Below are 23,873 nucleotides of genomic sequence, written 5' to 3' on the forward strand. Positions count from 1 at the left end.
TGTAGCAGGTCGTTGCAACACCATAGCGCTCAGGGATTTCGGACCATGATGACCCGGTGCGAAACCGCCACAGAATACCATTGAGCACCATGCGATCATCAACGCGGGGCACGCCGCGAGGTTTGCATGGCAACAGCGGCGCAATAATCGACCATTCCCGTTCTGTCAGTTCATAGCGACGACGTGACATCAAATACCTCGTGTTACGAGGCGTTTGAATCACTAATTCATTCAAATAGCTAGGCTATTTATGAGTATACGACCTAAAGGCGGGAATGCGGTTTCAGTGGCTGTGGGGGTGTATCATTTCCTTCATTGATACACCCTTTGCCCTTCTGTTATATAAGTTAGGCCGGGAGGTAAATTTCACGCACGCGCGCATCGCCGGAAAGCTTGTCAGCCGGGCCGGAGACGTGAATCTGGCCATGCTCGAATGCATAAACATAATCGGCAATTTCGAGGGACAGATCGACATTCTGTTCGACCAGAACAATGGAGACACCCGCCTCAGCGAGCTTGATGATGATCTCGAAAATCTGGTGAATGATGATCGGGGCCAGACCCAGCGAAGGCTCATCGAGTAGCAGAAGCTCGGGATTACCCATCAGCGAACGGGCAATGGCCACCATCTGCTGTTGGCCACCGGACAGTCGTCCCGCCAAGCTCTTCCGACGCTCGGCAAGCACGGGAAACAGACCAAAAACATATTCGAATAGCTCGGCTTCCGATTTGCCACGGCCATCCAGATAACCGGCCATCAGGTTCTCCTCGATGGACAGATGCTGGAAGACGGCGCGTCCTTCGGGGCAATGTCCCAGGCCTCGCTTGGCAATCTGATATGGCTTCATGCGATCGATGCGCTTGCCCTTGAATCTGATCTGTCCTGCCGAGATTGGGCAGACACCGCTTATGGAGCGCAGGAGTGTGCTTTTGCCTGCACCATTGGGGCCGATGAGGGAGACAATTTCGCCAGCATGCAGCTCAAGGCTGATGCCATGCAAGATCTTCACCCGCCCGTATCCGGACTCGATTCGCTCGACTGCGAGCAGCGGCTTCGATGTCACTGATTGCATCTGGCTGGCCAAGATAAGCCTCCTGAACTTGCTGATTGTTGCGGATTTCGGTGGGCGTTCCATGCGCTAGCACGCTGCCGCGATTCATCACGTAGATTTCATCCGAAATGGACATGATAAGCTTCATGTCGTGCTCGATTAGAACTACGGCGATGTCTCCCGTTTTCAGATCGAGAATGTGGTGCTTCAGTTCTTCCGTCTCGCCATGGTTGAGGCCTGCTGCTGGCTCATCGAGGAGAATGGCGTGCGGGTCGTTAACCATGGCCCGAGCCAACTCAACTAGCTTCTGCTGACCGTAGGCGAGCGAACCGGCTTGCCGTTGGGCGTGATGGGCAATGCCCAGCTTTTCAAGAATGGCATAGCATTTGTCGCGGCGATGACGTTCGGCACTGCGTCCGGGCAGGGCATCGGTGATAAGAGCGGTGAGCGTGCGCGGAACGAGCGCCACTTCAAGGTTCTGCATCACTGTCATGCCATCGAACAGCCGGATGTTCTGATAGGTGCGCCCCAGTCCGGCATGGGCGACGCCATGCTTTGGCAAGCGTTGTAACTCGACGCCGTCGAGGATAATGCGGCCCGATGAGACCTGATAGGAACCGGCCGCCATGTTGACAAGGGTGGATTTGCCCGCGCCGTTGGGGCCGATGATGGAGGTGATCTTCCCCGGCATCATGACGAGGGAAGCGTTATCGACGGCGTTATGCGCACCAAAGCTCTTGGTTACATGTTCAAAAGCAAGCATCAGCGCCTCCCCAGTTTGGCGATAAGCCACGAGGGACCATAATGACGACTGATGATGCCCATCGGGCGCATCAGAATGACGGCGACCAGGGCCAGGCCGAAGACCAGCTGGCGATAGTCGGCATAATCGCGCATGAGTTCGGGGATCAGAACCAGAATGGCCGCACCCAGCATAGCGCCGAATGGATTGCCGAGACCACCGACCACCAGCACGAGTACGATTGTGAGCGATTCCCAGAAGGTGAAACTTTCCGGACTGACAAAGCGCTGCATGGAGGCAAAGACCACGCCGCAAATGCCGCCAATCACTGCGCTGGTGGCGAAGGCGACGAGCTTAACCTTGGTTGTGTTAACGCCACAGCCTCGTGCTGCGTCCTGGTCCTCGCGCACGGCGGACAAGGCGATACCTAGCGCGCTTTGTTGGAGTTTCCACACGAACAGGAAGGTGAGGATTAGGAAGCCGATCAGCAAATAGAGGAAGTCCAGCGGGGTGGAGATGGTCCAGCCGAGCAGTTTCGGTTCGTCTATGCGGGCGATGCCCTGTGGACCGTTGGTGAGCCAGTTGAGATTGTTCATCAGCACGCGGATGATTTCGCCGAAACCGAGCGTGACGATAGCGAGATAGTCCCCCCGCAGTCGCAGCACCGGCAGTCCGAGCAAGACACCGGCAATACCGGCCAGCGTCGCACCGATGACCAGAATGACCGGAAAGGGCAAATGCAATACAAGCTGGTCCGAAGCCAAAAGCGCATAAGTATAGGCACCAATAGCGTAGAACGCGACATAGCCCAGATCCAGAAGACCGGCATAACCGACAACGATGTTCAATCCCATCGCCAATACGGCATACAGCAGGATCGTATCGAGCACGCGCAGCGGATAGGTCGGCAGGAATTGTCCGAGAATGATAAGAGCGAGGGGGAAGATCGCGAGCACCAGCAAGGTGCGCCCAAGGGCGCCAGTTGTTGGTGTCGGCGCGGTGCCTGCGCTCATGGAAGGAGCTTCAGAAGTCACTTTTATACACCATCGTTTCTTCGCTGACCTTGGCGCCCAGAAGACCGGACGGACGGAACAGAAGGATGAGAACAAGAACGGAGAAGGCGAAAATGTCGCGATATTCCGTACCGATGATACCGCCCGTGAGGCCGGGCAGGAGAGCAGTTGCGAATGTCTCGATAAAGCCAAGCATGATGCCGCCGAGCATCGCACCGGGAATGGAGCCAATGCCGCCAAGAATGGCTGCCGTGAAGGCTTTCATGCCAATGACGAAGCCCATCGTAAAGGTCGCGACGCCATAATAGGATGCGTAGAGCAAGCCAGCTACTGCACCGAGGCCGGGGCCGATGAAGAAGATCACGGAGATCGGGATGTTGGGATTGATGCCGATCAACGATGCGGTATTGGCGTTTTCCGCGACCGCGCGGATGCGGATGCCTATACGGCTGCGATTGACGAAAAGCTCCAGCGTCACCATCAGAATAAGTGCGATGGCGAGAATTGTAATCTGTTTCCAGGTGATGATGATACCACCAATTTCGACCACACCGCTCGGCAGCATAGACGGATAGATGATCGGACGGCGGCCCGCCAGAAGCATGACGACATTCTGGATGATGACGGCCATACCGAGGGCCGATAGCATAGGGGCGAGGCGCGATTTGTTGCGCAATGGTCGATAGGCTGCAACTTCGATCGACATGCCGAGGATGCCGATAATAACGAAAGCGAGAACGCCGACGACAATGGCCGCACCGGGGAACCCGGAAATGCCGAGTGATCCGCTCAGAAAGACAGCAACGAACGCACCCGACATGAACATTTCGCTATGCGCGAAATTGATGAGGCGCAGAACGCCGTACACCATCGTATAGCCGAGCGCGATCAGCGCATAGATCGAGCCAACCGTCAGCGCGTTGACGGTTTGCTGGAGAAGGAAGGAAGACATCTGCGAAGCCTCGATTGTCGAGGAGCGCCGGGGACAAGCATGGCTTGGCCATGCTCAATGACATAGGGGATTCCCGGACGCACCGATTCCAGCCATTGATCACGGGCCCCGAAGGAGAGGGCCCGTTCTCGTCAGGCGTTTTACTTCACAAGGGCGAACTTGCCACCTTCGACCTTGTAAAGGAAGATGAAGGGCGTGTTCAGTTCGCCATCCGGTTTGAAGGAAACCGTGCCAACCATTGTTTTGAGATTGGTTTTGGCAATCTCTTCCGAAATGGCCTTGCGGGAAAGTGGCGCAGGCAGCTTCTTCATGGCTTCGAGAATGACCGAAGCCTCCACATAGCCATAAGCCGAGTATGGTCCGGCATCTTCACCAAATGCGTCCTTGTAGGACTTGGCGAAAGCTTCGAGTTCCGGTGAGGAATCGTAAGGCGGTGCCTGGAAGGACACGATAGCGCCTTCGGCGTTTTCCGGTCCGGCACCATTGATGAAGTCCGGTGCGAAAGCGGAGTCTGCGGCAAAAATGGTCGCTTTGATGCCGAATTCACGCGCCTGCTTCACGAAGAGACCAACGGCAGGCATGACGCCGCCAAAATAGATCACGTCCGGATTTTCGGAACGTATGCTGGTCAGAAGCGCGGAGAAATCGACGTCGGTTTGGGTGACGCCGGAAAAGGACGTCACCTTGCCACCGTCCTTGGTGAAAGTGTCGCGGAACACTTCGGCCACGCCTTGTCCAAAGGCTTGCTTGTCATGGACCACAGCGGCAGCTTTTGCTTTGAGAGTCTTGACCGCGTAATCGGCAGGAGCTGACCCCTGCGAAAGATCGTTTGCAATCGGACGAAAGAGATTCTTGTAACCCGATTGGGTGACCTTCGGGTTGGAGGCGTTAGTTACCTGAGGTAGATCGCATCGATGATAGACGTCGGAAGACGGAATGGTAACGCCGCTGTTGAAATTGGCAACGACGCCCAGCATCGCGGCATTATCGCAATGCTTCTGGGCGATCAGCGTGCCCTGTTTCGGATCGGCGTTGTCGTCATCGCGCTGGAGCACGACTTTCTCACCGTGGATGCCGCCAGCCTCGTTAACCTGACGGATAGCGATCTCCATACCGTTCATCCAGGTTACACCGAAAATGGATTCGGCGTTGGTAAGCGGTCCCGCCGCACCTATGACGATATCTGCATGTGCGGTGCTGGTCACGCCCACAGCCGCAATGGTTGCGACGAGAAACTTCTTGTACGCTTTCATGTTACCCTCTTTTGGTTTTTCTGGCCTTTTTGGCCGGTTTTATTTGGCCTTGGCGGATGAACTGTTACCCGCTGATGCTCCTTATTTCTCTTTAGGCAGTTTCCTGATCCCTGCGGTCTGAACGACTCTCGATCAGTGATGTCATCAGATTGTTGGCGACGCGCTGGATGTGCATACGCAACGATCCCACCGCACGTTCTGTGTCCCTAAGGCGAGCATAGACGAGGATGGCGCGGTGATCGGCTAGTTCCAGTTCCACGTCCTGTGCCACAGCGATCTGGAGATTGATGTAGCGATTGGCGTTGTCATGTACGCTCTTGAGCAGTTTCAGGGCTACCGTGCGGCCACTTGGCGCATAAAGCGTTTCGTGAAACTGCCAGTTCAGGTCACCCCAGTTCTCGACATTGCCTTCGACCATCGTCTCGTCGGTCAACTGCTCGGCGCGCAACAGATCGGCTTCGCTGAGGCGCGGGATTGCCGTTTCGAACAGCCACGTCTCGAGATGGATGCGGATATCGAAGAGTTCCTGGATTTCTGCCAGCGACAAGGCGCGAACGACTGTTCCCTTGTGGAGTTCGGATTGAACGAAGCCTTCTGCCTCAAGTTGGCGGATCGCCTCGCGGATCGGAATGCGCGAAACGCCAAGTTCGGTTGCCAGCGCTTCCTGACGCAGCGGGGTGCCTTCGCTCAGTTCACCTGCAATGATGCGGCGACGCAACTCCACCACGATCTGATCTGTCAGGGATTGCCGCCCGATTTTTTTCGACATCGATTTCTCCATTTCTAAATTGGATACAATATGCAAATTGCGGAGTCAATAATGAAAACGCGTGCTCTATTATAACAAATATAGAAAAAAAATTTCATTTATGACGTTGACGGCGACATTTTTTGCATTACGATTGTATATCGTATCCAATATCGACGAGCTTCAGCTCGCATCAGGGGAATAAAATGACGAATGAAAAAACGCGGGCCGTCGCCGGTGAGGGCCCCTGTGGAGAGGTCCTTATTGTGCAGCCCGGTGCTGCCGAAAGTTACTGGCAGCCCGTACCGGCAAACGGTTCCATCGATGTCATCTTTGCTCCGCACCGTGTTCCCATGGAACATCCGATCGGCTTCGGCACGCAAACCGTTCCGCCGGGCGGATATGTTCGCGAACATGCGCATGACCAGAATGAGGAAGTCATTTTCGTGGTTTCCGGCAAGGGCCGTGCGGTGATCGATGGCGAGAGCCATGAAATGATACCCGGCTCTGCATTTTTCATCGGCAAGAACCGCCGCCATATGTTCATCAATGAAGGCGAGACCGATATTTTCTGGACCTGGCTTATCGTGCCGAACGGTCTCGAGGATTTCTTTCGCCTGATTGGGCGCGTCCGCGCCGATGGGGAGCCTGCGCCGGAACCGTTCCCCCGGCCGGAGAATGTTTTGCAGATCGAGCGTGACACGGTTTTCGCGGTGCCGCCGTCCGACCCGCACAAGGTCTGATCCGCTTCCGTTCAATATCCAGTTTATGTCTGGCTGAGGCCGGCATTTCAACAAGGCTTGAGGCGGCCCGCGATTTGTGGGTCGGCATGCCGCTTATATTCGAGGAAAACATGCGTCTCAAAGACAAAGTCGCCATTATCACCGGCGCCGGTGCCGGTATCGGCAAGGCCGCCGCTCAAATTTTTGTTCGCGAAGGTGCGAAAGTCATCGTCGCGGATCGCGACGGTGCGAAGGCTGCGGCAGTCGCGGCCGAACTTGGCGCTTCTGCGCTATCGTTCACTGTTGACGTTTCCAGTTCCGAGGAAGTCAAGGCCATGATCGATACGACGGTCAAGACGTTTGGCCGTCTCGACATTCTGGCCAATAATGCCGGTTACGGCATTCCCGGCACAGTCGTCGATACGGCGGAAGAGGACTGGGACGCGCTGATGGCCGTCAATCTCAAGGGCGTCTATCTGTGCTGTAAGCATGCGATCCCGGTCATGGCCGCGCAGGGCGGCGGTACGATCGTCAACACCGCTTCCAATGTTGCGACGGTCGGCATTTTCGATCGCGCGGCCTATGTCGCGTCGAAAGGCGGAGTTGCCGCGTTGACCAAGGCAATGGCACTTGACCATGCCAAGGAAAAAATACGTGTCAATTGCGTCGCGCCGGGCGTGACCTGGTCGAGCTATTTCGAAAAGATGGTTGCGACCACGCCTGACCCGGATGCTTTCAAGAACGCCTTGAAAGCGCGTTCGCCAATAAACCGCTGGGCCGAACCGCAGGAAATCGCAAACTGCATTCTGTGGCTTGCCTCGGATGAAGCGTCGTTTGCGACGGGAGCTATGTTCACCGTCGATGGCGGCATGTCAGCCTGGTAATAGAGTTGTAATTGATATGATCGCGGCGCCTGAACAATTGCCCCACATTGCTCTTTTGGGCTTCGGTGCCATCGGCAGGGATTTGTGCAGCAAGCTTCTGACCTATCGTTGTAAGGTCAGTGTGGTTCTGCGCAAAGGTGCTGCAACGCCGGACCAGCCCCCCCAAAGGGTCCAGTTTGTCGATTCTATCGAAGCGTTGCTGGCATCGAAACCTGCCCTTGTCATTGAGGCCGCCGGACAGGATGCCTTGAAAGCGTCCTGTCCGGCTTTTTTAAGCGCTGGTGTGGATGTGATTGCGGCCTCGGTCGGAGCTATCGGTGACGTCGCTTTCCAGCAGACAGCTGCCGAAGCGGGCCACAAGGGGGGTGGGCGTCTAATCTTTCCGACCGGCGCGGTGGGTGGTCTCGATTATTTGGGCGTGGTCGTGCAGGCGACTGATCTTTCGGTCACCTATACTTCGCGCAAGCCGGTGTCTGCTTGGGCAGGTGAATTACGGCAACTGGGACATGATCCGGCAGCGCTGAAGGAGGCGGTCGTTCTCTTTGAGGGCGACGCCATACGCGCTGCGCAACTCTATCCTCGCAACCTCAATGCCGGGCTGACCGTTGCGCTCGCTGCCGGGATTGGGCGCACTGCCGTTCGTGTGGTGGCCGATCCTGCGGTCCGGTTGAACACGCATGAGATCGAAGCCAGCAGCGCATTCGGTGAGGCCTTCATGCGCTTCGCCAATCTGCCGTCGCCCGACAATCCAAAGACATCGGCGATCACGGCAGCGAGCCTGTTGCGCGAAGTGACACATTATTTAGCCGGACGGTTGATCCCGGAACAATGAATGGATGGAATGCCGAATGAGCCATATTCTCATTGCAGGAGCCGGTATCGTCGGATTGAGCGCGGCGCGTTCGCTTCTCGCCGAGGGACATGAGGTCACCATTGTCGACCGCGACCCGACGGGTGACAAGGCATCGTTCGGCAATGCCGGTGGCCTTGGCGTGACCGAGATCGTACCGGCCAGCGTGCCGGGCCTGATCTGGAAAATACCCGGCTGGCTGCTTGATCCGCTTGGACCGCTTTCCCTGCGCCCCGCCCATTTTCCCAAACTTGTGCCTTGGTTGGTGCGTTTCATGCGCAGCGGGTCACAGTCGGAAATGCTGCGTATTACCGAGGCACTCGCCGCGTTGACCGCGCCAGTCTATGAGGATTATCTGCCGCTTCTCGAAGAACTCAGACTAACAGGTGAATTGCATCAGGTCGGAGCACTCTGGGTCTATGAGACCGAGGCTGCTTTTAAGGCTGATGCGGCAGATCGCGAACTGCGGCGCAGGTATGGTGTCGTCTTCGACGAGATGGGCGGTGACGACGCTCGCAGGCTCGAACCGGCACTCGGCAAGGCGGTGGTGCGTGCGGCTTTGACGCCGCAATGGTCGCATTTCGATGACCCCAAGCGTGTGGTGGATCGCCTGCGCGATTTGGTGGTCGCCAAAGGGGCGACGCTCGTAACAGGTGAAGCGCGCGCAATCGATGGCCAGCAGTTGCGCCTGTCGGGTGGGGACGCCATTGGCTTTGATCAACTGGTCATTGCGATCGGCGCATGGTCGCCAAGACTTGCAAGGACCATTGGCGACCGCGTTCTTCTTGAAAGTGAGCGTGGTTATAATATCACGATTCCCAATTCGGGCGTGTCGCTCACGCGTGAAGTGATTTTTGCCGAGCGCAAGTTTGTCGCGACACCCATGGATATGGGGTTGCGGATCGGTGGCGCTGCCGAATTTGCGGGTCTGGAGGCTGCACCGAACTATGCACGCAGCGATGCGTTGGCCAAACTAGCGCGCCGTTACCTGCCCGATCTCAAGTCGACTGACGGCACCCGCTGGATGGGACATCGACCAACGACGCCGGATACTCTGCCGGTCATCGGGCGCTCGCCGCGCCGCAATGACATTATCCATGCCTATGGTCACAGCCATGGTGGTCTGACGCTCGGGCCGACAACAGGCCGCCTGGTCGCCGATCTGGTAGCAGGAAAAAAACCACCCATCGATCTTTCACCATTTTCCGTCAGCCGTTTTTCCTGACCTGGAGCCTTACATGAATCCCCACACCTTCATTTGTGTCGATGCCCATACATGCGGCAACCCGGTCCGCGTCGTCTCTGGCGGTGCGCCGATCCTGCCCAATGTCAGTATGGCTGAAAAACGCCAGCTTTTCCTGCGCGATCACGACTGGGTGCGTCAGGCGCTGATGTTCGAACCGCGCGGCCACGATGTCATGTCCGGCTCGATCCTCTATCCGCCGTCCCGCGACGATTGTGATCTCGGCGTGCTGTTCATTGAAGTGTCCGGCTGTCTGCCCATGTGCGGACACGGTACCATAGGCACCGTGACGGTGGCGCTGGAACAGGGCTTTGTCGTGCCGAAGACCGAAGGCAAGCTGGTGCTGGAAGTGCCCGCCGGTCGTGTCGAGGTAGAATACAAACGCAATGGCCGTTTCGTGGATGAGGTCCGCATCTACAATGTGCCCGCCTATCTTCACGCAAGCGAAGCAAAGATCGATGTTCCGGGTATGGGCGAACTGGTGGTCGATGTGTCCTATGGCGGCAATTTCTATGCCATCATCGAGCCGCAAAAAAACTGGGTTGGTCTCGACACGATGAGCGCCGACGACATTCTCAAGATCAGCCCGCTGGTGCGCAAACTGGTGCAGGACGTTGTCGCTCCGGTGCATCCGGAAGACGACCGCATTGCCGGGGTAAGCCATGTTATGTGGGCTGACAAGGGCAAACACCCCGAAGCTGATGCGCGCAATGCCGTGTTCTATGGTGATAAGGCGATCGATCGCTCGCCGTGCGGCACTGGCACATCCTCGCGCATGGCACAGCGCGTCGCCAAGGGTTTGCTGAAAGTTGGCGAAACCTTCGTGCATGAATCGATCATCGGCACGCTGTTCCATGGTCGCGTGGAAAGTGCGGCAGAAGTTGCGGGTCGTCCCGCCATTCACCCGAGCATTGGCGGTTGGGCGCGTGTCACCGGTTATAACACCATACTCGTGGACGAGCGCGATCCGCTTGCTCTCGGCTTTCAGGTAAAGTGAGCAAACAATGATCCTCGAAGAGCGTGATTATCATATTGTTCCGGGTCGGATGGCTGAGTTCCTTGCGACTTATGAAAAGCTCGGTGTCGCCATTCAGACGGAAATTCTCGGCGGTTTTGTCGGACACTTCGTTTGCGATATTGGCGAATTGAACCATGTTGTTGCGCTCTGGCGGTATGAGAATATCGCCGAGCGTGAGGAGAGGCGCGCCCGTATGCTCGCTCATCCCGGATGGCAGACCTATCTCGAAGCGATCAAGGGCATAATCGAACGTCAGACCATACGTATTCTCAAGCCAACCGCTCTTTCACCGATGGTGTAACCATGAAAGCCGTTCTGCCTGCCCTTGCCGATCTTGTGCCTGAGCGAATGAAGCCGGGAGCCGATCTTGTTGCCGAAGGCAGGCAACTCGCCCGCGACTGGCGGGTGGGCAAAAATGCCTTTCTCTCGGAGAACAATGTTGCCTGCGAGGCCGAATACAAGCGTCGCAAAGTTGCCGAAGGCCGTATGATGCAACATGCGCATATCGGTTTTCGCAGTGTCGAACGTACGGTCGAAGCAATCAGCGAAGTGCATGGCACTTGCGCCAGCCGTGGTGTGACGGTTGATCGTTTCGGCATCACACTAGACTGGTCGATGGGCTATCCGGTGGCGCTACGCAAGGACCGACCCAAGGGAACCGGCATAGTGCTGAATGGTCCCGAAGATTTTGCCCGTATCACCAATGCGGCACCTGCGGCCGCGCATTTCGGTGACTTCATGCTTGGTCTGCCAGGCGCTGTCGAAAATACCAAGGGCGCGCTTGCGGCAGGCGCTACGGCCATCGGCAATATGGGGCAATATTTCACGTTCCGCCTGCCTTATTGGGATGACGATGTTGCGACGACTGAAGCTGCGGTCACCGCGCTTGGACTGATTGCCGCACAAGATGAGGCAGTTCTCGTCCATTCCAATCTCGATGACGGTTTCGCGGGCCTGTTTGCCGACATGAGTTCGGCGCTCGGCATGGTGTTGATTGAGCGCCATATTGTTGAGAACCTTATCGGCGGGCGCATGTCGCACTGCTTCGGCCATCACTACACCGCGCCATTGGTTCGCATGGCTTTTCACAAGGCATTGGCCACATTCAGCGATGCACCGGGCACCATGCTCTTTGGCAATACGGTGAGCTACAAGTCGAACCCGGCAGGCAATTATGCGAGTTTGGCGAGCTATTTGCAGGCCGACATATGGGCTTTGGCGCGGGAGCATACCGGCCATGCGATCAACCCGGTTCCGGTCACGGAAAACCAGCGTATTCCCGACATTGATGAAATCATTGATGCCCAGACCTTTGCCACCCACATGGCTGAACATGCTATCTCCACGGCAAGCCTGATTGATCTGGCCCAGGTTGACAAGGCTGCCAATGGCTTGATCGAAGCCGGGCAGCGCTTTAGCGCAAATGTTTTTTCAGGGTTGGAAGAGGCAGGCGTCGATATTGATGATGCGGCAGCCCTCATGCTGGCTCTCCGGCGGATCGGGCCGAAACGACTGGAAAGCCTCTATGGTGCAGGTCGCGAAGAGGCCACCGCATGGGGTGGTCGTCGTTCGGTGATGCTGGCCGAGTGGGTCGAGGACCTTGAGGAAAGCGCTCATGAATGGGTGGACCGGGTGCCGGAAACCGCCCGCGCTGCCATTGCCAAACGGGCCTTGCGCTGCTGCGTCGCCTCATCGGATGTGCATGAACATGGCAAGAACCTGATAGAGCGCATTTTGGGCATGAGCGCTATCGGCATTGTCGATGGTGGTACCTCGGCAGATCCCGAAACCGTGGTTGCCGCCGCCATTGCTGAAAATGCCGATTTCATCGCTATCTCGACCTATAATGGCATTGCGCTGCGTTATGCGCGTGATGTGCTTGCCGCGTTGAAAGCTGCCGGTTCCGACATGCCCGTGCTTATAGGCGGGCGGCTCAACGAGATACCTGAAGATTCCAATTCTGGTCTTCCTGTGGATGTCAAAGCGGATATCGAAGCGCTCGGCGCCCTGCCTTGTGAGACGCCGGAAGTGATGACTCACTTTATCGAAAATTTCATAAAAACTTCCAGAGAGGGAACAAGAGCATGACACACTGGACTGGTGTATTCCCGGCTGTTACTACCAAGCTGAAGCAGGACGGCGCACTCGATCTTGATGCAACCGCGGCCTCCATTGACAGGCTGATTTCGAATGGTGTTTCGGGGGTCATCGTTCTGCCGATGCTGGGCGAAAATGCATCGCTCAAAGCGGAAGAACGTGACCAAGTGATCCTGGCCGCCAAGGAAGCTGTGGCTGGTCGCGTACCGCTTCTTTCCGGTCTTGCGCAGATTTCCACGGCGGATGCGGGTGCCGCAGCACGTCGTTACGAAAAGCTGGGTGCACAGGGGCTGATGGCTTTCCCGTCACTTGCCTATAAGACCGATGCACGTGAAACCGTGGCTTGGTACAAGTCGCTTGCTGCAAGCAGCGGCCTCCCGATCATGATCTACAACAATCCGATTGCCTATGGCGTCGACGTCACGCCGGAAATCCTCAAGCAGCTTGAAGACACGCCGTCCATCCTCTGTATCAAAGAGGAATGCGGGGATATCCGCCGTGTGACCGACCTTTATAATGTTTGTGGTGACCGCTTCTCGGTGTTCTGTGGTGTGGACGATCTGATCGTTGAAAGTCTGGCGCTCGGCGTCACGGGCTGGGTGTCGGGCATGACCAATGTCTGGCCAGCCGAATGCGTCAAGCTGTTTGCTCTCGCTTCGTCCGGAGATTTTGCCGAAGCACGCAGGCTTTACCGGTTGCTGACACCATCCTTCCACCTCGATACACATGTGAAACTGGTGCAATACATTAAGCTTGCCGAAAAGCTGGTCTATGGCGCGCCTGAATGGGTGCGTGAACCGCGCCTGTCGCTTGAGGGCGATGAACGCGTGTATGTCGAAAGCGTCGTGAATGACACGATCGCCAAGCTCGCAGCTTGGAAGGACTGAAACATGCGTTTTTCCAAAATGGTCAATGTTGTCGGTGTGCATGCAGCGGGAGAACTGAATGAGGTGATTACTGGCGGCGTCCTCGACGTGCCAGGCACCTCTATGTTCGAAAAGATGCAGTATATTGAAAGTAAGGCCGACGATCTGCGCAACTTCCTTCTGAACGAACCGCGCGGCCGGGTGACACAATGCGTCAATCTTGTTCTGCCGGCCACAAGACCGGAAGCGGATGCCGGTTTTGTCATCATGGAATCAGATTTCTATGTGCCAATGTCTGGCACCAATACTATTTGTACCACAACGGCTTTGCTCGAAACCGGCATGATTCCAATGCAGGAACCGGAAACAAGGCTGGTGCTTGAGGCGCCAGCAGGTCTGGTACCCGTGACCGCGCATTGTGAAAACGGCAAATGTGTCAGCGTTACATTCGACAATGTGCCATCTTTCGTTTTCGCGCTGGACGCCAAGGTGGATGTGGAGGGTCTGGGCATCATCACTGTCGATGTCGCCTATGGCGGGATGATCTATGTATTGGTTGATGCGGCGTCAATCGGCTTTAATGTCGATAAGACCGAAGCCGCCAGGCTCGTTGAGGTCGGCGAGCGGATCAAGAAGGCGGCCGCGGAACAGGTTCCGGCCATCCATCCAGAGAATCCGGAAATCCACACGATCAACCAGACCCTGTTTGCTGGACCGCTGGAAGAACGCGATGGCGTCAAACGTTCACGCAATGCGGTGATCGTTTCACCGGGCCGTATCGACCGTTCGCCTTGCGGTACGGGAACGAGCGCCCGACTGGCGGTCATGCATGCGCGGGGCCAGATCAGCGTTGGAGAAACCTTCGTGCATGAATCGATTATTGGTACCGAATTCATGGGACGGGTACTTGAAGAAACGACCTGTGGTGGGCTTGAGGCCATTCGTCCGGCTATTACCGGGCAGGCGTGGATCACGGCATTTCATAATTATGTGCTCGATCCCACCGATCCGTTTCCGACCGGCTTCCGGCTCGGTGATACATGGCCGGGTAACTAGAGCCTTCTAACTCAAATTGTCCCCGCGCGAATTGCTCGATCTGCTTCTTGTTACACATGGAGAGACCACAAAATGTCGATTGCTTTGGCCGATGATGGTTGCCGCCTCTATTATGAGGTGAAGGGCGAGGGCGAGCCGGTCATTCTGATTCCTGGACTGGGCGGCGACGGCCGTTTTTGGGCCGGTGTCGCGAAGGCACTACCAGCGTTTCGGCTGATTACTGTCGATCATCGTGGTGCGGGACGTAGTGACCGCCCTGATGGTGGCTATTCCATCGAACGGATCGCGAGTGATGTTCTCACAGTTCTTGACGCGGAAGAGATTGACGCCGCGCACTTGGTGGGACATTCCACTGGCGGGACGGTGGTGCAGACCATCGCGCTTGATGCGCCGGAGAGAGCGAAATCGCTGGTTATCAGTGGCAGTTGGGCGCGTCCGGACGCACGCTTTCGTGCGCTTTTTTTGTCACGTCTGGAACTGATGGAGAAGGGTGAGGTTGCTGCCTATCAGAACCTCACACATGTTTTCGGCTATACATCGGAATGGATCGCACGGCACGAAACGGAACTCAATGCTGCCGTTGAGAAGGCCGGCGAAATGCTCGCCCCTTATTATATCACGGCGCAACGAATCAGCATGTTGCTGGATTTCGACCGCTCAGAGTCACTCTCGAAGATCAAACAACCTGTACTTTTAATAGGTGCGAGAGATGATATCATGATCCCGTTTGATCGTATGGAAGAACTTGCTAAAAGCATCGCTCACGCCTCTTTCGCAGAGATGAGCGGGGGACATTTTTACCCGTGTGTCGCACCTGACGATTTTGCGGCGACTATCACACAGTTCATTTTTGAAGCAGCACAGTCGAGAAGTTTTCGTTAACTCGGGACGTCTGTCCAACGATCGTCCTCATCCTTGACTGGCAATCAGGCTATTATGCTCACTTATGGCAGGATTGATAGCTTAGTATAAGTTCGGGCTTTCTTAGGATCTGATGCAAACGTTTTATCAATGAGCAGTGATAAAGGTTACCAGTTGTAAGAAGCTGAGCTATTTCATGGGATGATGACCCCCAAACTGCGTCGGAGCTCTTTCTAAACGGCGATTGACACACCAGCGACCATTAAAAGGCACATAGGGTTTACTTTTTCTTTGTCGTCTCCTACTAATTCGAAATGCGAGCTAGCTAATCAAACATCTTCGGCGGCTGAGCGGCTTATATGACGCCTTAGTAAGGCAGCAGCGAATTCAAGATCCTCGCTAACGATAGCTTCGAGAATGCTTAAATGATCGCTGCAAGCCCTGCGAATCCGCAATTCACCCAACCGGTCGAAGTCGGAATATTCTGTCATCCGGCGTAGGTGGTTTTGCCAGCGAACTGATTGGGTCAAAAAGCGATTATTAGCCCAAGAAACAATAGTTTCATGGAAGTTTGCGTTGGCGTTGAACCAGAGATCTCTTGTGAGGTTATGGATAGGTAAGGCAGATACATGAATCTGCTCTCGTTGGAGGGCTGCGAGTTGGCTTAGATCGGGCGCATAATCGGGTTGCAAAAGCGCGCCACATTCGATGACAAGACGGAAAGTGTAGCTCTCACTTACCGCTCGTTCATTATCGAGCGACTCGGCAAAACGCCAGCCATGGCCGGGGAGGCGTTCTGCAAGACCTTCAGCGGCAAATCGCATAAGTACTCGACGTACGGCACTTCGAGTCGCACCCAGCCGATCAGCGAGTTCGGCTTCCGACACTTCCGCGCCAACAACGCCAGATGCACGTGAGCTCATCAGGAGGCGGTAGAGTTCCTCCGCCTCAGACGGCGGCAGCATACTGTCTTTCAGTTCATTCGGTGCGGGGATGCGGTGCAACTGATATCCCCGATTGGGTGTTTGGCTTACAATGCCTTGCTGGACAAGAAGATTAAGTACCTGTCGCACGGGTGTACGCGACACCCTAAGCTCCTTTGAAATCGCGACGTCTGACAGACGATCACCGATACTCCAGCGTTCGGCGGATATAAGCGATACCATCTTGTGTGCAACTTCCGCTTGAAGACTACTTAGACCCAATCCGCTATCTGCAGGATTTCTTAGGTTTATTTTCACGTGGTGCATCCTCTCAACGCGGATCCGTTGTTCTGCATAGCCATGTTCGCCAGAATTGCACTTTGGCTGCGGGTTGGTGGGCGCATAATTTCAATGTACCAAACAATATCAAAAAACTCTTGACTCCGCAATAGACGGATGGGAAATGTATTAATACGATTCAAAATACAAAATGGATTGAGAATGTCAGTTACCCCATTTCCATTCATCACAGTTGCGGGTGTGCCGGAAGAGCGTGGGCGCCAATATGGGGTTCTGGCAGCAGAACGCATCCGGCGCAGCGCTGGTCTTTATTCCAACACCCTCGACGCGTTCGGTCTTTCGCCTGAACGCAGGCAAAGTCTCATCGAAGAATTTACTGGCCGGATCGAGGAATTCGACGCGACTTATGTAGAGGAAATGCGCGGCATCGCCAAAGGTGCGGATGTGCCGTTTGAGCAGATCGTCATGATCAATGCACGCACGGAAGTCGTTGCGATGGCGCGTGCGGAAACGGGTTCGCCTGATCCCGAAGAGCAGGATGATGGATGCACCGGTGCTCTCATCATGCCTGCGAAAAGTGCTTCTGGTAATCTGGTTCATGGCCAGAACTGGGACTGGCGTTCTGAATGTGTGGAAACCGGCATTGTGCTGCGTGTTCGCAACAATAACGGCCCTGATTTTGTAACGTTTGTCGAGGCTGGTGGGCTGGCGCGCAGCGGCTTCAATGAAGCGGGAATCTCTATCACCGCCAATTATCTCGAATGCGAACGCGACTATAAGAAGCTGGGCGTTCCTTTGGGTCTCGTGCGCCGCAAGGTGCTTGAGCAGGAGCATTTTGCCAAAGCAATAAAGGCTGTGGCTTCGACACCAAAATCCTGCTCAAACAATATCATGATTGCGACGAGCGCCGGTTTCGGCATCGATTTTGAATGTGCGCCGGATGAGTCCTTCCCGATCCTGCCTGAGAATGATCTGATCGTTCATGCCAATCATTGGGTCAGCCCAATTGCGCTGACAAAGCTGCGCGACACCGGCATCCCATTTGTACCTGAAAGCTTCTACCGTGATTGGCGCGTTCGCCAGTCTCTTGAATCACATGGTGGAAAAATTGGTCGCAAGGAGCTGAAGGAAGCACTGTTCGACGACTTCCTGACACCTTATGCAGTCTGCCGCCCGCCACGTCCCGGCAATCACGACAATATAACGGCCACGGTTGCGATGGTGGTGATGGAAGCAGCGCTTGGCATGATGGAAATCGCGCCGCTGCCAGCTTTGAACCGTCAGTTTGCGACCTACTGTCTGCAGGATTATACGCCGCTACCGTCCGATGCCGCGCCACGCGCGAAATCCCTCTTTATCGAAGGCTAAAGAAATGCTGCGCTTTGCGCTTTCCAGAATAGGCATGGCCATTCCAACATTGCTGATCGTGGCAGTGGCTGTGTTTGTGATTGTCCGGCTGATACCGGGCGATCCTGCAGCCCTGATGCTGGGCGATTCTGCGGATGCTGCGACGCTGGCCGCGCTGCGCGAGCAGCTGGGCCTCAATCACAGCGTCTTTACCCAGTTTCTGATCTGGGGAGGCAATGTTCTGAATGGTGATCTCGGTGTCTCCATTGCCAACCAGCAGCCGGTTCTTTCGCTGGTTCTGGAGCGCTTTTCGGTCAGTGCGCGTATCGTCTTGTCAGCGGTGGCGCTTTCTACGCTTGTCGCTGTTCCGCTTGGAATGATCGCAGCCTGGAAGCAGAACAGCCTGACCGATCTGACGCTTGTGACCTGTGCCACCTTGCTGCTTTCGGTTCCGACATTCTGGATGGGCTTGCTGCTGTTGTTGGCCTTTGGCCTCAAGCTCGGCTGGTTGCCGATTGTCGGCTATGTCAGCTTTGGTGAGAACCCATGGAAAGCGTTTCTTTATCTGGTTTTGCCGATCACCACACTGTTTCTGCATGAAATCGGCGTCATTTTACGTATGGCGCGCGCCTCGACGCTTGAAGTGCTGAATCTGGATTACATCGCCCATGCCCGCGCCAAGGGACTGTCGGAAGCAACCGTGATGTGGCGTCATGCTTTCCGTAATGCGTTTGGCCCGACCTGGACATTGTTGGGGCTGATCCTTGGCAATCTGCTTGGTGGTATTGCAGTTGTGGAAACGGTTTTCACGATTCCCGGACTTGGCAGGCTTCTGGTTGAGGCGATCTTTGCTCGCGATTATCCCGTCATTCAGGGCTGCTTGCTGTTCACAGCCTGTGTTTATGTGCTGGTCAATCTGATCGTGGACCTTCTCTATCCGTTCTTCGACCCGAAGGTGACGGCGAAATGAAAAATCTCTCTCTCAACGCGATTATTGGCGGAACCCTGACCGCAACGCTTCTCACGATAGCGGTGGTAGGTTCCTTCTGGACGCCTTACAACCCGCTGGCCCTCGACTTTGCCGCGCGTCTTGCGCCGCCAAGTGCTGCGCATTGGCTGGGTACGGATGAATTTGGGCGCGACCAGCTGAGCCGTCTTATGAGAGGCGCATCGGCCAGTGTTTCAATCAGCGTGTTCACAGTCTCTCTCGCCACCCTCGGCGGAGTGCTTATCGGGGCGGTCAGCGGCTTCTTGCGTGGCTGGTTCGACCGGCTGTTGATGATGGTCAATGATGCTTTGCTGGCATTCCCTGGCATATTGATGGCGCTTGGTTTGCTGGCCGTCTTTGGTGCCAACAAGAATGGCATCATCTTAGCACTTGCTCTGGCCTATATGTCTTCGGTGATCCGCGTGGTCCGTGGCACGGTTTTGAGCCTGCGTGAACGGGAGTTCGTTGAGGCCTCCCGCGTCATGGGAAACTCGGAAATCTATACGATGGTGCGCCATATTCTGCCCAACTGTCTGGCGCCTGTTCTGGTCATGGCAACGTCCATGTGCGGCTGGGCAATTCTCGCGGAAAGCTCGCTTAGCTTTCTGGGTCTGGGTGTGCCGCCGCCAGCGCCGACTTGGGGCAATATGCTGGCGGGAAGCCGCAATTTCATTGAGCAGGGCGTTTGGCTTGGTATCTTCCCCGGCCTTGCAATTTCGCTGTCGCTGCTTGGTATTAATCTTCTAGGTGACGCGTTGCGCGATCGCCTCGACCCACGCATGAGGAAGCGCTCATGACTTCCGCACCCTTGCTTGAAATCGACGATGTAAGCCTGCGTGTTGGCGACAGTGCGCTGGAGATCGTCAAGCGCGCTTCCTTCTCCATAAAAGCTGGCGAAATTCTCGGCATCGTCGGTGAATCCGGCTCTGGAAAAACCATGCTCGCGCGGGCGGTCATGGGGCTGGTTCCGGCGTCCATTAAAACAAGTCATGGTGCGATCCGCTTCAAGGGACAGAACGTGTCAACGATGTCGCCGACCGCTTTGCGCGGGCTGCGTGGCGATGGCATTGCCATGATCTTTCAGGAGCCGATGACTTCGCTTACCCCGTCACTGACTATCGGGCGGCAGCTTGAAGAAGGACTTGAACTGCACTTTCCAGCCGAGAAGGCACAACATGCCGACTGGATCAGAGCCATGTTGTTGCGTGTTGGTATTGCCGATCCTGATCGGGCGATTGAGGCGTTCCCACATGAGTTCTCAGGCGGAATGCGCCAGCGCATCATGATCGCCTGCGCGATGCTCATGAAGCCTGATCTGCTGATCGCGGACGAGCCGACCACTGCGCTTGATGCGGTTATCCAGCGCGAGGTTATGGAGTTGCTGGTCGATCTCACGCGGGAACGTGGCACGACCGTTTTGCTGATCAGTCACGATCTTCCAATGATTGCGCGCTATTCCAAACGTGTGGTTGTGATGCGCCATGGTGAAGTGGTTGAAACGGGCGATACCGCGTATGTTCTGGCAAAGCCCCGGCATGATTACACCCGCAAATTGCTTTCGACATTACCGGTTCGTGGGCCTGCGCGCGTGGTTCCAAAGGCTGATCCGCTGATCAGCGTGCACGATCTTGTTGTCGATTTTGAAGGCCGGGGTGGCTGGTTCAAGAAAGCTGGCGGCAAACGTGCTCTGCATGGGGTTACGATTGATGTTCTGCCCAACGAGGTTGTTGCCGTGGTTGGCGGCTCCGGTTCGGGCAAGACCACGGCCGCGCGCGTGATGGCTGGACTAATCAAGCCGAGCGAAGGGAAGTTGCTGTTCAAGGGACAGCCTCTCGAGAGGCGTTCATCCCAATATCAGGATTATCGTTATCACACGCAGATGGTGTTTCAGGACCCTTATTCATCACTCGATCCGCGTATGAAAGTGGGCGAGTTGGTCGGTGAGGCGCTGCGCTTCTCGAAAGAGCTTTCGTCCGGCCAGAAAGTGGATCGTGTTCGCGAAACACTGGGGGACGTTGGCCTCGGTGGAGATTATGCTAATCGTTATGCGCATGAAATGTCGGGTGGTCAGCGTCAGCGTGTGGCGATTGCGCGTGCGCTCGTTCGCCGTCCCGCTTTTGTCATTGCGGATGAAGCAGTCTCGGCGCTTGACGTAACGGTGCGTGCGCAGGTTCTCGATCTCTTCGCCAAGCTGCAGCAGAGCTATGGCTTCGGTTGCCTGTTCATTACCCATGATCTGGGCGTGGTTGAGCAAATTGCCGATCGTGTGGTCGTGATGAATGACGGTCGCATTATAGAGCAGGGAACGCGCGACGAGATTTTTGACGCGCCGCAGAACGACTATACCCGCCGTCTTCTGTTAGCCATTCCAATGCTCGAACTGACGGGTGAGGGCGGCGTCAAACTCAAATGGCGCGGCGATAGTGCAAATACGAAGTCTGGAGAGGAGGGCGGTCATGTCCATAACTGAAGAAAAGCCCGCTACTAAACGGCAGGGCCATGGCAAAAAACTCAGCTTCTACGATTTCGGAGCGACCACGTTTTTTGCAAGTCAGTTCGATCAGCGTTTCAGTTACTGCCTTTACGTCCCCGAGGACTATGATGAAGACGGCACCGAGACGCACGAACTGATCGTCATCATTCACGGGACGGGGCGGACATCGGCACAGTACCGCGATCACTTTGCAAATTTTGCGCGAGAGAACCGCTGCATTGTTCTGGCGCCGCTGTTTCCTGCGGGCATCGTCGTGCAGGGCGATCTTGCCAACTACAAGCGCATCGAGTTTCACGGCATTCGCTTTGACCATATTCTGCTATCGATGATCGACGAAGTGGCTGCCAAGTATCGCCTCAAAAGCAATCGCGCCATCATGTACGGCTTTTCGGGCGGCGGGCAGTTCTGCCAGCGCTTTTTCATGCTGCATCCTCATAGGCTGAAGGCCCTCTCTATCGGAGCACCGGGCGTCGTTACTCTGCTCAATTCCGATTATGACTGGTGGGTTGGCGTTCGCGATGTTGAAGCATGTTTTGGCTGCCGCATTGATCTTGAAGCGATGAAGGCTGTGAGCGTTCATACAGTGATCGGTGAGGAAGATACCGCGACTTGGGAAATCGCCATCCCGCGTGACAGCGCCTTCTGGATGGACGGCGCCGATCTTCAGGGCGATTGCCGGATCGACCGCATTGAAGCACTGGCCAAGTCGTTTGAAGCGCATCGCATCGCGGTTCGCAGGGACAGGGTGCCGGGCGTGGCTCATGAGCCTTTCAAAGTGCTGGAGCCGGTCGAAGCATTTTTCGCGGACGTGCTGAGGTCACAAAGTTGACCATACCGCAAAATCAAAAACAAAAAGGGGAAACCAAAATGTTCAATCTAATTTCAATCCGCTCTGCACTCAGCATGGCGCTTCTTGGTCTCAGCGCCACATCCTTCCAAGCACATGCTGCAGACGATGAGACCTTGCGCGTCGCCATTCACTCTGATGTTGCGAGCATCAATCCGGGCGTCAATCGCGATGCCAATGCCGATATGGTTGTTGCCCATATTGCCGAAGGTCTGGTCGCTTATGGCGACGATCTCGCCATAAAGCCAATGCTGGCTGAGAGCTGGACCTCGAATGCCGATCATACGGTTTATGAATTCAAGCTACGAAAAGGCGTCAAGTTCCAGAATGGCAAAGACCTGACCGCCAAGGATGTCGTCTGGAATTTCGAGCGTTATCTCAAGCCGGATACAGCGTTTCAATGCGTCAATCGCTATAATGGCAAGGTCGATTCCGAGTTGAAGACGGTCGAGGCTGTTGATGACAACACGGTGCGCTTCAGCTTCGCAACTCCTGCGCCAAACTTTGTCATCACCATGGCTACCATCCAGTGTACCCCTTGGATATTGAGCCCGGAATCCGTTGATGCGGATGGCAAATTTGTAAAGCCGATTGGTACAGGTCCCTATGCTTTTTCCAAATGGGAGCGTGGCCGTTATCTGGACCTGACCCGTTTCGATGATTATTCGGCTCTGCCCGGTGATCTCGACGGTCTGGGAGGGAACAAGAAAGGCCATGTAAAGACCATTCAGTTCATGACTGTTCCAGATCCCAGCACGCGCACAAATGGTCTGCTTTCCGGTGAGATCGACTTCATCGATGAAGTGGAGCCAACCGGTGTCAAGGATCTGGAAGCGAAGGGCATGAAGGTCAATGTACAGCAGACGCCTTCATGGATGGTGCTTCAAATTCAGTCCACTTCCGATAAGTTGAAGGATCCGCAGATGCGTCAGGCGATTGCTCACGCCATCGATCTTAGCCAGCTGGCAACGGCGATTGGTGAGGGCATTTATGCACCAAACCCGTCGGTCATTGCACCAAACACCATCTATTCGGATAATCAGGCGGCTGCCTGGCCTGCATACGATCCAGCCAAAGCGCAGGAGCTGCTGACCAAGGCAGGATATAAGGGCGAACCGATCAGCCTTCTGGTCGCCAACCGCCAGAACCGCGTGCAGGTTGCCACGATTGTTCAGGCATTCCTTGCAGCCTCCGGCATCAATGCGCAGCTCGAAGTGCGCGATTGGGCGACCCAGCTCGATCAGTATCGTCGTGGCGCCTATGAACTTGCCGTTTTCGCTTATTCAGCCCGCCTTGATCCGCTGTTATCTTTCCAGTCGATGATCGGTGACAAGAAGGCTGATGCCGCACGCCAGTGGGACGATGCCAAGGCGGAAGACCTTCTCAAGCAGGTTTCTGCGAAAAGCGACGTCGAAGTACGCAAGAAGCTCTTCAACGAGCTCAACACATTGATGGGTGAGCAGGTTCCGATCCTTGGTCTGGTAAACTTGCCATCGATCACAGCTGCCGGTCCAAAAGTGAACGATTTCAAGGGCTGGGCTGGTGATACGCTTCGCTTCTGGACGATCAGCAAGGCACAGTAAAACGCTCCGCTTCGCGAGCTTAGCATTGGGATAA

Annotated in this window: 24 protein-coding genes; 16 read left to right on the plus strand and 8 right to left on the minus strand. The window is 55.6% G+C overall.

Annotated elements, in window-relative coordinates; all coding sequences use genetic code 11:
• From JAU75_RS22880 to JAU75_RS22910, 7 genes are all read right to left on the minus strand, one after another.
• Positions 1-190 (minus strand): transposase (locus JAU75_RS22880; protein WP_199058794.1); only part of this gene is annotated, 190 nt, incomplete at its 3' end.
• A gap of 157 nt (positions 191-347) precedes the next feature.
• Positions 348-1,049, minus strand: coding sequence for an ABC transporter ATP-binding protein (locus tag JAU75_RS22885; protein WP_199058816.1), 702 nt, complete (start codon positions 1,047-1,049; stop codon positions 348-350).
• The gene (locus JAU75_RS22890) at positions 982-1,815 is read right to left on the minus strand and encodes an ABC transporter ATP-binding protein (RefSeq protein ID WP_199058795.1); all 834 of its coding nucleotides are present in this window, start codon (positions 1,813-1,815) and stop codon (positions 982-984) included. The genes JAU75_RS22885 and JAU75_RS22890 overlap by 68 nt, the downstream gene beginning before the upstream one ends.
• A complete protein-coding gene (locus JAU75_RS22895) occupies positions 1,815-2,807 on the minus strand; it encodes a branched-chain amino acid ABC transporter permease (protein ID WP_199058796.1) in 993 nt (330 codons plus the stop codon). The genes JAU75_RS22890 and JAU75_RS22895 overlap by 1 nt, the downstream gene beginning before the upstream one ends.
• A gap of 10 nt (positions 2,808-2,817) precedes the next feature.
• Positions 2,818-3,759, minus strand: coding sequence for a branched-chain amino acid ABC transporter permease (locus tag JAU75_RS22900; RefSeq protein ID WP_199058797.1), 942 nt, complete (start codon positions 3,757-3,759; stop codon positions 2,818-2,820).
• A 140-nt stretch (positions 3,760-3,899) separates the two neighbouring features.
• The gene (locus JAU75_RS22905; RefSeq protein WP_199058798.1) at positions 3,900-5,012 is read right to left on the minus strand and encodes a branched-chain amino acid ABC transporter substrate-binding protein; all 1,113 of its coding nucleotides are present in this window, start codon (positions 5,010-5,012) and stop codon (positions 3,900-3,902) included.
• A 91-nt stretch (positions 5,013-5,103) separates the two neighbouring features.
• A complete protein-coding gene (locus JAU75_RS22910) occupies positions 5,104-5,781 on the minus strand; it encodes a GntR family transcriptional regulator (RefSeq protein ID WP_199058799.1) in 678 nt (225 codons plus the stop codon).
• 185 nt (positions 5,782-5,966) lie between these two features.
• Between JAU75_RS22910 and JAU75_RS22915 the strand changes: the two genes are divergently transcribed.
• From JAU75_RS22915 to JAU75_RS22960, 10 genes are all read left to right on the plus strand, one after another.
• Entirely contained in the window at positions 5,967-6,503 is a 537-nt protein-coding gene (locus JAU75_RS22915) for a cupin domain-containing protein (protein ID WP_078341087.1), read from the plus strand.
• Positions 6,504-6,613: 110 nt separating this feature from the next.
• Positions 6,614-7,366 carry an SDR family oxidoreductase gene (locus JAU75_RS22920; protein WP_078341114.1) on the plus strand — a complete coding sequence of 251 codons (753 nt, stop codon included), beginning with the start codon at positions 6,614-6,616 and terminating at the stop codon, positions 7,364-7,366.
• Between the two features lie 16 nt (positions 7,367-7,382).
• The gene (locus tag JAU75_RS22925; protein ID WP_199058800.1) at positions 7,383-8,198 is read left to right on the plus strand and encodes an aspartate dehydrogenase; all 816 of its coding nucleotides are present in this window, start codon (positions 7,383-7,385) and stop codon (positions 8,196-8,198) included.
• Between the two features lie 16 nt (positions 8,199-8,214).
• On the plus strand, positions 8,215-9,441 hold the full coding sequence (locus JAU75_RS22930; protein WP_199058801.1) for an FAD-dependent oxidoreductase: 1,227 nt from the start codon (positions 8,215-8,217) through the stop codon (positions 9,439-9,441).
• Between the two features lie 13 nt (positions 9,442-9,454).
• A complete protein-coding gene (locus JAU75_RS22935; RefSeq protein WP_199058802.1) occupies positions 9,455-10,456 on the plus strand; it encodes a 4-hydroxyproline epimerase in 1,002 nt (333 codons plus the stop codon).
• 7 nt (positions 10,457-10,463) lie between these two features.
• On the plus strand, positions 10,464-10,778 hold the full coding sequence (locus tag JAU75_RS22940) for an NIPSNAP family protein (RefSeq protein ID WP_078341091.1): 315 nt from the start codon (positions 10,464-10,466) through the stop codon (positions 10,776-10,778).
• A 2-nt stretch (positions 10,779-10,780) separates the two neighbouring features.
• The gene (locus JAU75_RS22945) at positions 10,781-12,565 is read left to right on the plus strand and encodes a cobalamin-dependent protein (protein ID WP_199058803.1); all 1,785 of its coding nucleotides are present in this window, start codon (positions 10,781-10,783) and stop codon (positions 12,563-12,565) included.
• On the plus strand, positions 12,562-13,461 hold the full coding sequence (locus JAU75_RS22950) for a dihydrodipicolinate synthase family protein (protein WP_078341093.1): 900 nt from the start codon (positions 12,562-12,564) through the stop codon (positions 13,459-13,461). Before JAU75_RS22945 ends, JAU75_RS22950 begins: the two co-directional genes overlap by 4 nt.
• Positions 13,462-13,464: 3 nt before the next feature.
• Positions 13,465-14,496: a proline racemase family protein gene (locus tag JAU75_RS22955; protein WP_199058804.1), complete on the plus strand. Its 1,032-nt coding sequence runs from the start codon at positions 13,465-13,467 to the stop codon at positions 14,494-14,496.
• Between the two features lie 72 nt (positions 14,497-14,568).
• Positions 14,569-15,378 carry an alpha/beta fold hydrolase gene (locus JAU75_RS22960; protein ID WP_199058805.1) on the plus strand — a complete coding sequence of 270 codons (810 nt, stop codon included), beginning with the start codon at positions 14,569-14,571 and terminating at the stop codon, positions 15,376-15,378.
• A 308-nt stretch (positions 15,379-15,686) separates the two neighbouring features.
• Here JAU75_RS22960 and JAU75_RS22965 read toward each other — a convergent pair whose 3' ends face one another.
• A complete protein-coding gene (locus tag JAU75_RS22965) occupies positions 15,687-16,598 on the minus strand; it encodes a GntR family transcriptional regulator (protein WP_283735554.1) in 912 nt (303 codons plus the stop codon).
• Positions 16,599-16,781: 183 nt separating this feature from the next.
• Between JAU75_RS22965 and JAU75_RS22970 the strand changes: the two genes are divergently transcribed.
• The 6 genes from JAU75_RS22970 to JAU75_RS22995 are packed head-to-tail and all read left to right on the plus strand — an operon-like array spanning position 16,782 to position 23,839.
• Positions 16,782-17,948 (plus strand): C45 family peptidase, encoded by a 1,167-nt coding sequence (locus JAU75_RS22970; protein WP_247880599.1) that lies wholly within the window; start codon positions 16,782-16,784, stop codon positions 17,946-17,948.
• Positions 17,949-17,952: 4 nt separating this feature from the next.
• Positions 17,953-18,897 carry an ABC transporter permease gene (locus tag JAU75_RS22975; RefSeq protein ID WP_199058806.1) on the plus strand — a complete coding sequence of 315 codons (945 nt, stop codon included), beginning with the start codon at positions 17,953-17,955 and terminating at the stop codon, positions 18,895-18,897.
• Positions 18,894-19,712: an ABC transporter permease gene (locus tag JAU75_RS22980; RefSeq protein WP_199058807.1), complete on the plus strand. Its 819-nt coding sequence runs from the start codon at positions 18,894-18,896 to the stop codon at positions 19,710-19,712. Before JAU75_RS22975 ends, JAU75_RS22980 begins: the two co-directional genes overlap by 4 nt.
• Complete coding sequence (locus JAU75_RS22985) at positions 19,709-21,385, plus strand: ABC transporter ATP-binding protein (protein WP_199058808.1); 1,677 nt, start codon at positions 19,709-19,711, stop codon at positions 21,383-21,385. Before JAU75_RS22980 ends, JAU75_RS22985 begins: the two co-directional genes overlap by 4 nt.
• Complete coding sequence (locus JAU75_RS22990; protein ID WP_199058809.1) at positions 21,372-22,238, plus strand: alpha/beta hydrolase; 867 nt, start codon at positions 21,372-21,374, stop codon at positions 22,236-22,238. Before JAU75_RS22985 ends, JAU75_RS22990 begins: the two co-directional genes overlap by 14 nt.
• A gap of 38 nt (positions 22,239-22,276) precedes the next feature.
• On the plus strand, positions 22,277-23,839 hold the full coding sequence (locus JAU75_RS22995; RefSeq protein ID WP_199058810.1) for an ABC transporter substrate-binding protein: 1,563 nt from the start codon (positions 22,277-22,279) through the stop codon (positions 23,837-23,839).
• Positions 23,840-23,873: the final 34 nt, after the last annotated feature.

This window comes from Ochrobactrum sp. Q0168 (assembly GCF_016427605.1).
In the GTDB taxonomy this organism is placed as follows: domain Bacteria; phylum Pseudomonadota; class Alphaproteobacteria; order Rhizobiales; family Rhizobiaceae; genus Brucella.

Bases quoted from the DNA above. Each gene is read 5' to 3' on its own strand.
- JAU75_RS22900 (WP_199058797.1), bottom strand. From the start codon at position 3,759: ATGTCTTCCTTCCTTCTCCAGCAAACCGTCAACGCGCTGACGGTTGGC.
- JAU75_RS22945 (WP_199058803.1), top strand. From the start codon at position 10,781: ATGAAAGCCGTTCTGCCTGCCCTTGCCGATCTTGTGCCTGAGCGAATG.
- JAU75_RS22980 (WP_199058807.1), top strand. From the start codon at position 18,894: ATGAAAAATCTCTCTCTCAACGCGATTATTGGCGGAACCCTGACCGCA.
- JAU75_RS22915 (WP_078341087.1), top strand. From the start codon at position 5,967: ATGACGAATGAAAAAACGCGGGCCGTCGCCGGTGAGGGCCCCTGTGGA.
- JAU75_RS22955 (WP_199058804.1), top strand. From the start codon at position 13,465: ATGCGTTTTTCCAAAATGGTCAATGTTGTCGGTGTGCATGCAGCGGGA.
- JAU75_RS22930 (WP_199058801.1), top strand. From the start codon at position 8,215: ATGAGCCATATTCTCATTGCAGGAGCCGGTATCGTCGGATTGAGCGCG.
- JAU75_RS22905 (WP_199058798.1), bottom strand. From the start codon at position 5,012: ATGAAAGCGTACAAGAAGTTTCTCGTCGCAACCATTGCGGCTGTGGGC.
- JAU75_RS22910 (WP_199058799.1), bottom strand. From the start codon at position 5,781: ATGTCGAAAAAAATCGGGCGGCAATCCCTGACAGATCAGATCGTGGTG.
- JAU75_RS22895 (WP_199058796.1), bottom strand. From the start codon at position 2,807: ATGAGCGCAGGCACCGCGCCGACACCAACAACTGGCGCCCTTGGGCGC.
- JAU75_RS22970 (WP_247880599.1), top strand. From the start codon at position 16,782: ATGTCAGTTACCCCATTTCCATTCATCACAGTTGCGGGTGTGCCGGAA.
- JAU75_RS22890 (WP_199058795.1), bottom strand. From the start codon at position 1,815: ATGCTTGCTTTTGAACATGTAACCAAGAGCTTTGGTGCGCATAACGCC.
- JAU75_RS22925 (WP_199058800.1), top strand. From the start codon at position 7,383: ATGATCGCGGCGCCTGAACAATTGCCCCACATTGCTCTTTTGGGCTTC.
- JAU75_RS22920 (WP_078341114.1), top strand. From the start codon at position 6,614: ATGCGTCTCAAAGACAAAGTCGCCATTATCACCGGCGCCGGTGCCGGT.
- JAU75_RS22995 (WP_199058810.1), top strand. From the start codon at position 22,277: ATGTTCAATCTAATTTCAATCCGCTCTGCACTCAGCATGGCGCTTCTT.
- JAU75_RS22950 (WP_078341093.1), top strand. From the start codon at position 12,562: ATGACACACTGGACTGGTGTATTCCCGGCTGTTACTACCAAGCTGAAG.
- JAU75_RS22990 (WP_199058809.1), top strand. From the start codon at position 21,372: ATGTCCATAACTGAAGAAAAGCCCGCTACTAAACGGCAGGGCCATGGC.
- JAU75_RS22940 (WP_078341091.1), top strand. From the start codon at position 10,464: ATGATCCTCGAAGAGCGTGATTATCATATTGTTCCGGGTCGGATGGCT.
- JAU75_RS22985 (WP_199058808.1), top strand. From the start codon at position 19,709: ATGACTTCCGCACCCTTGCTTGAAATCGACGATGTAAGCCTGCGTGTT.
- JAU75_RS22960 (WP_199058805.1), top strand. From the start codon at position 14,569: ATGTCGATTGCTTTGGCCGATGATGGTTGCCGCCTCTATTATGAGGTG.
- JAU75_RS22935 (WP_199058802.1), top strand. From the start codon at position 9,455: ATGAATCCCCACACCTTCATTTGTGTCGATGCCCATACATGCGGCAAC.
- JAU75_RS22975 (WP_199058806.1), top strand. From the start codon at position 17,953: ATGCTGCGCTTTGCGCTTTCCAGAATAGGCATGGCCATTCCAACATTG.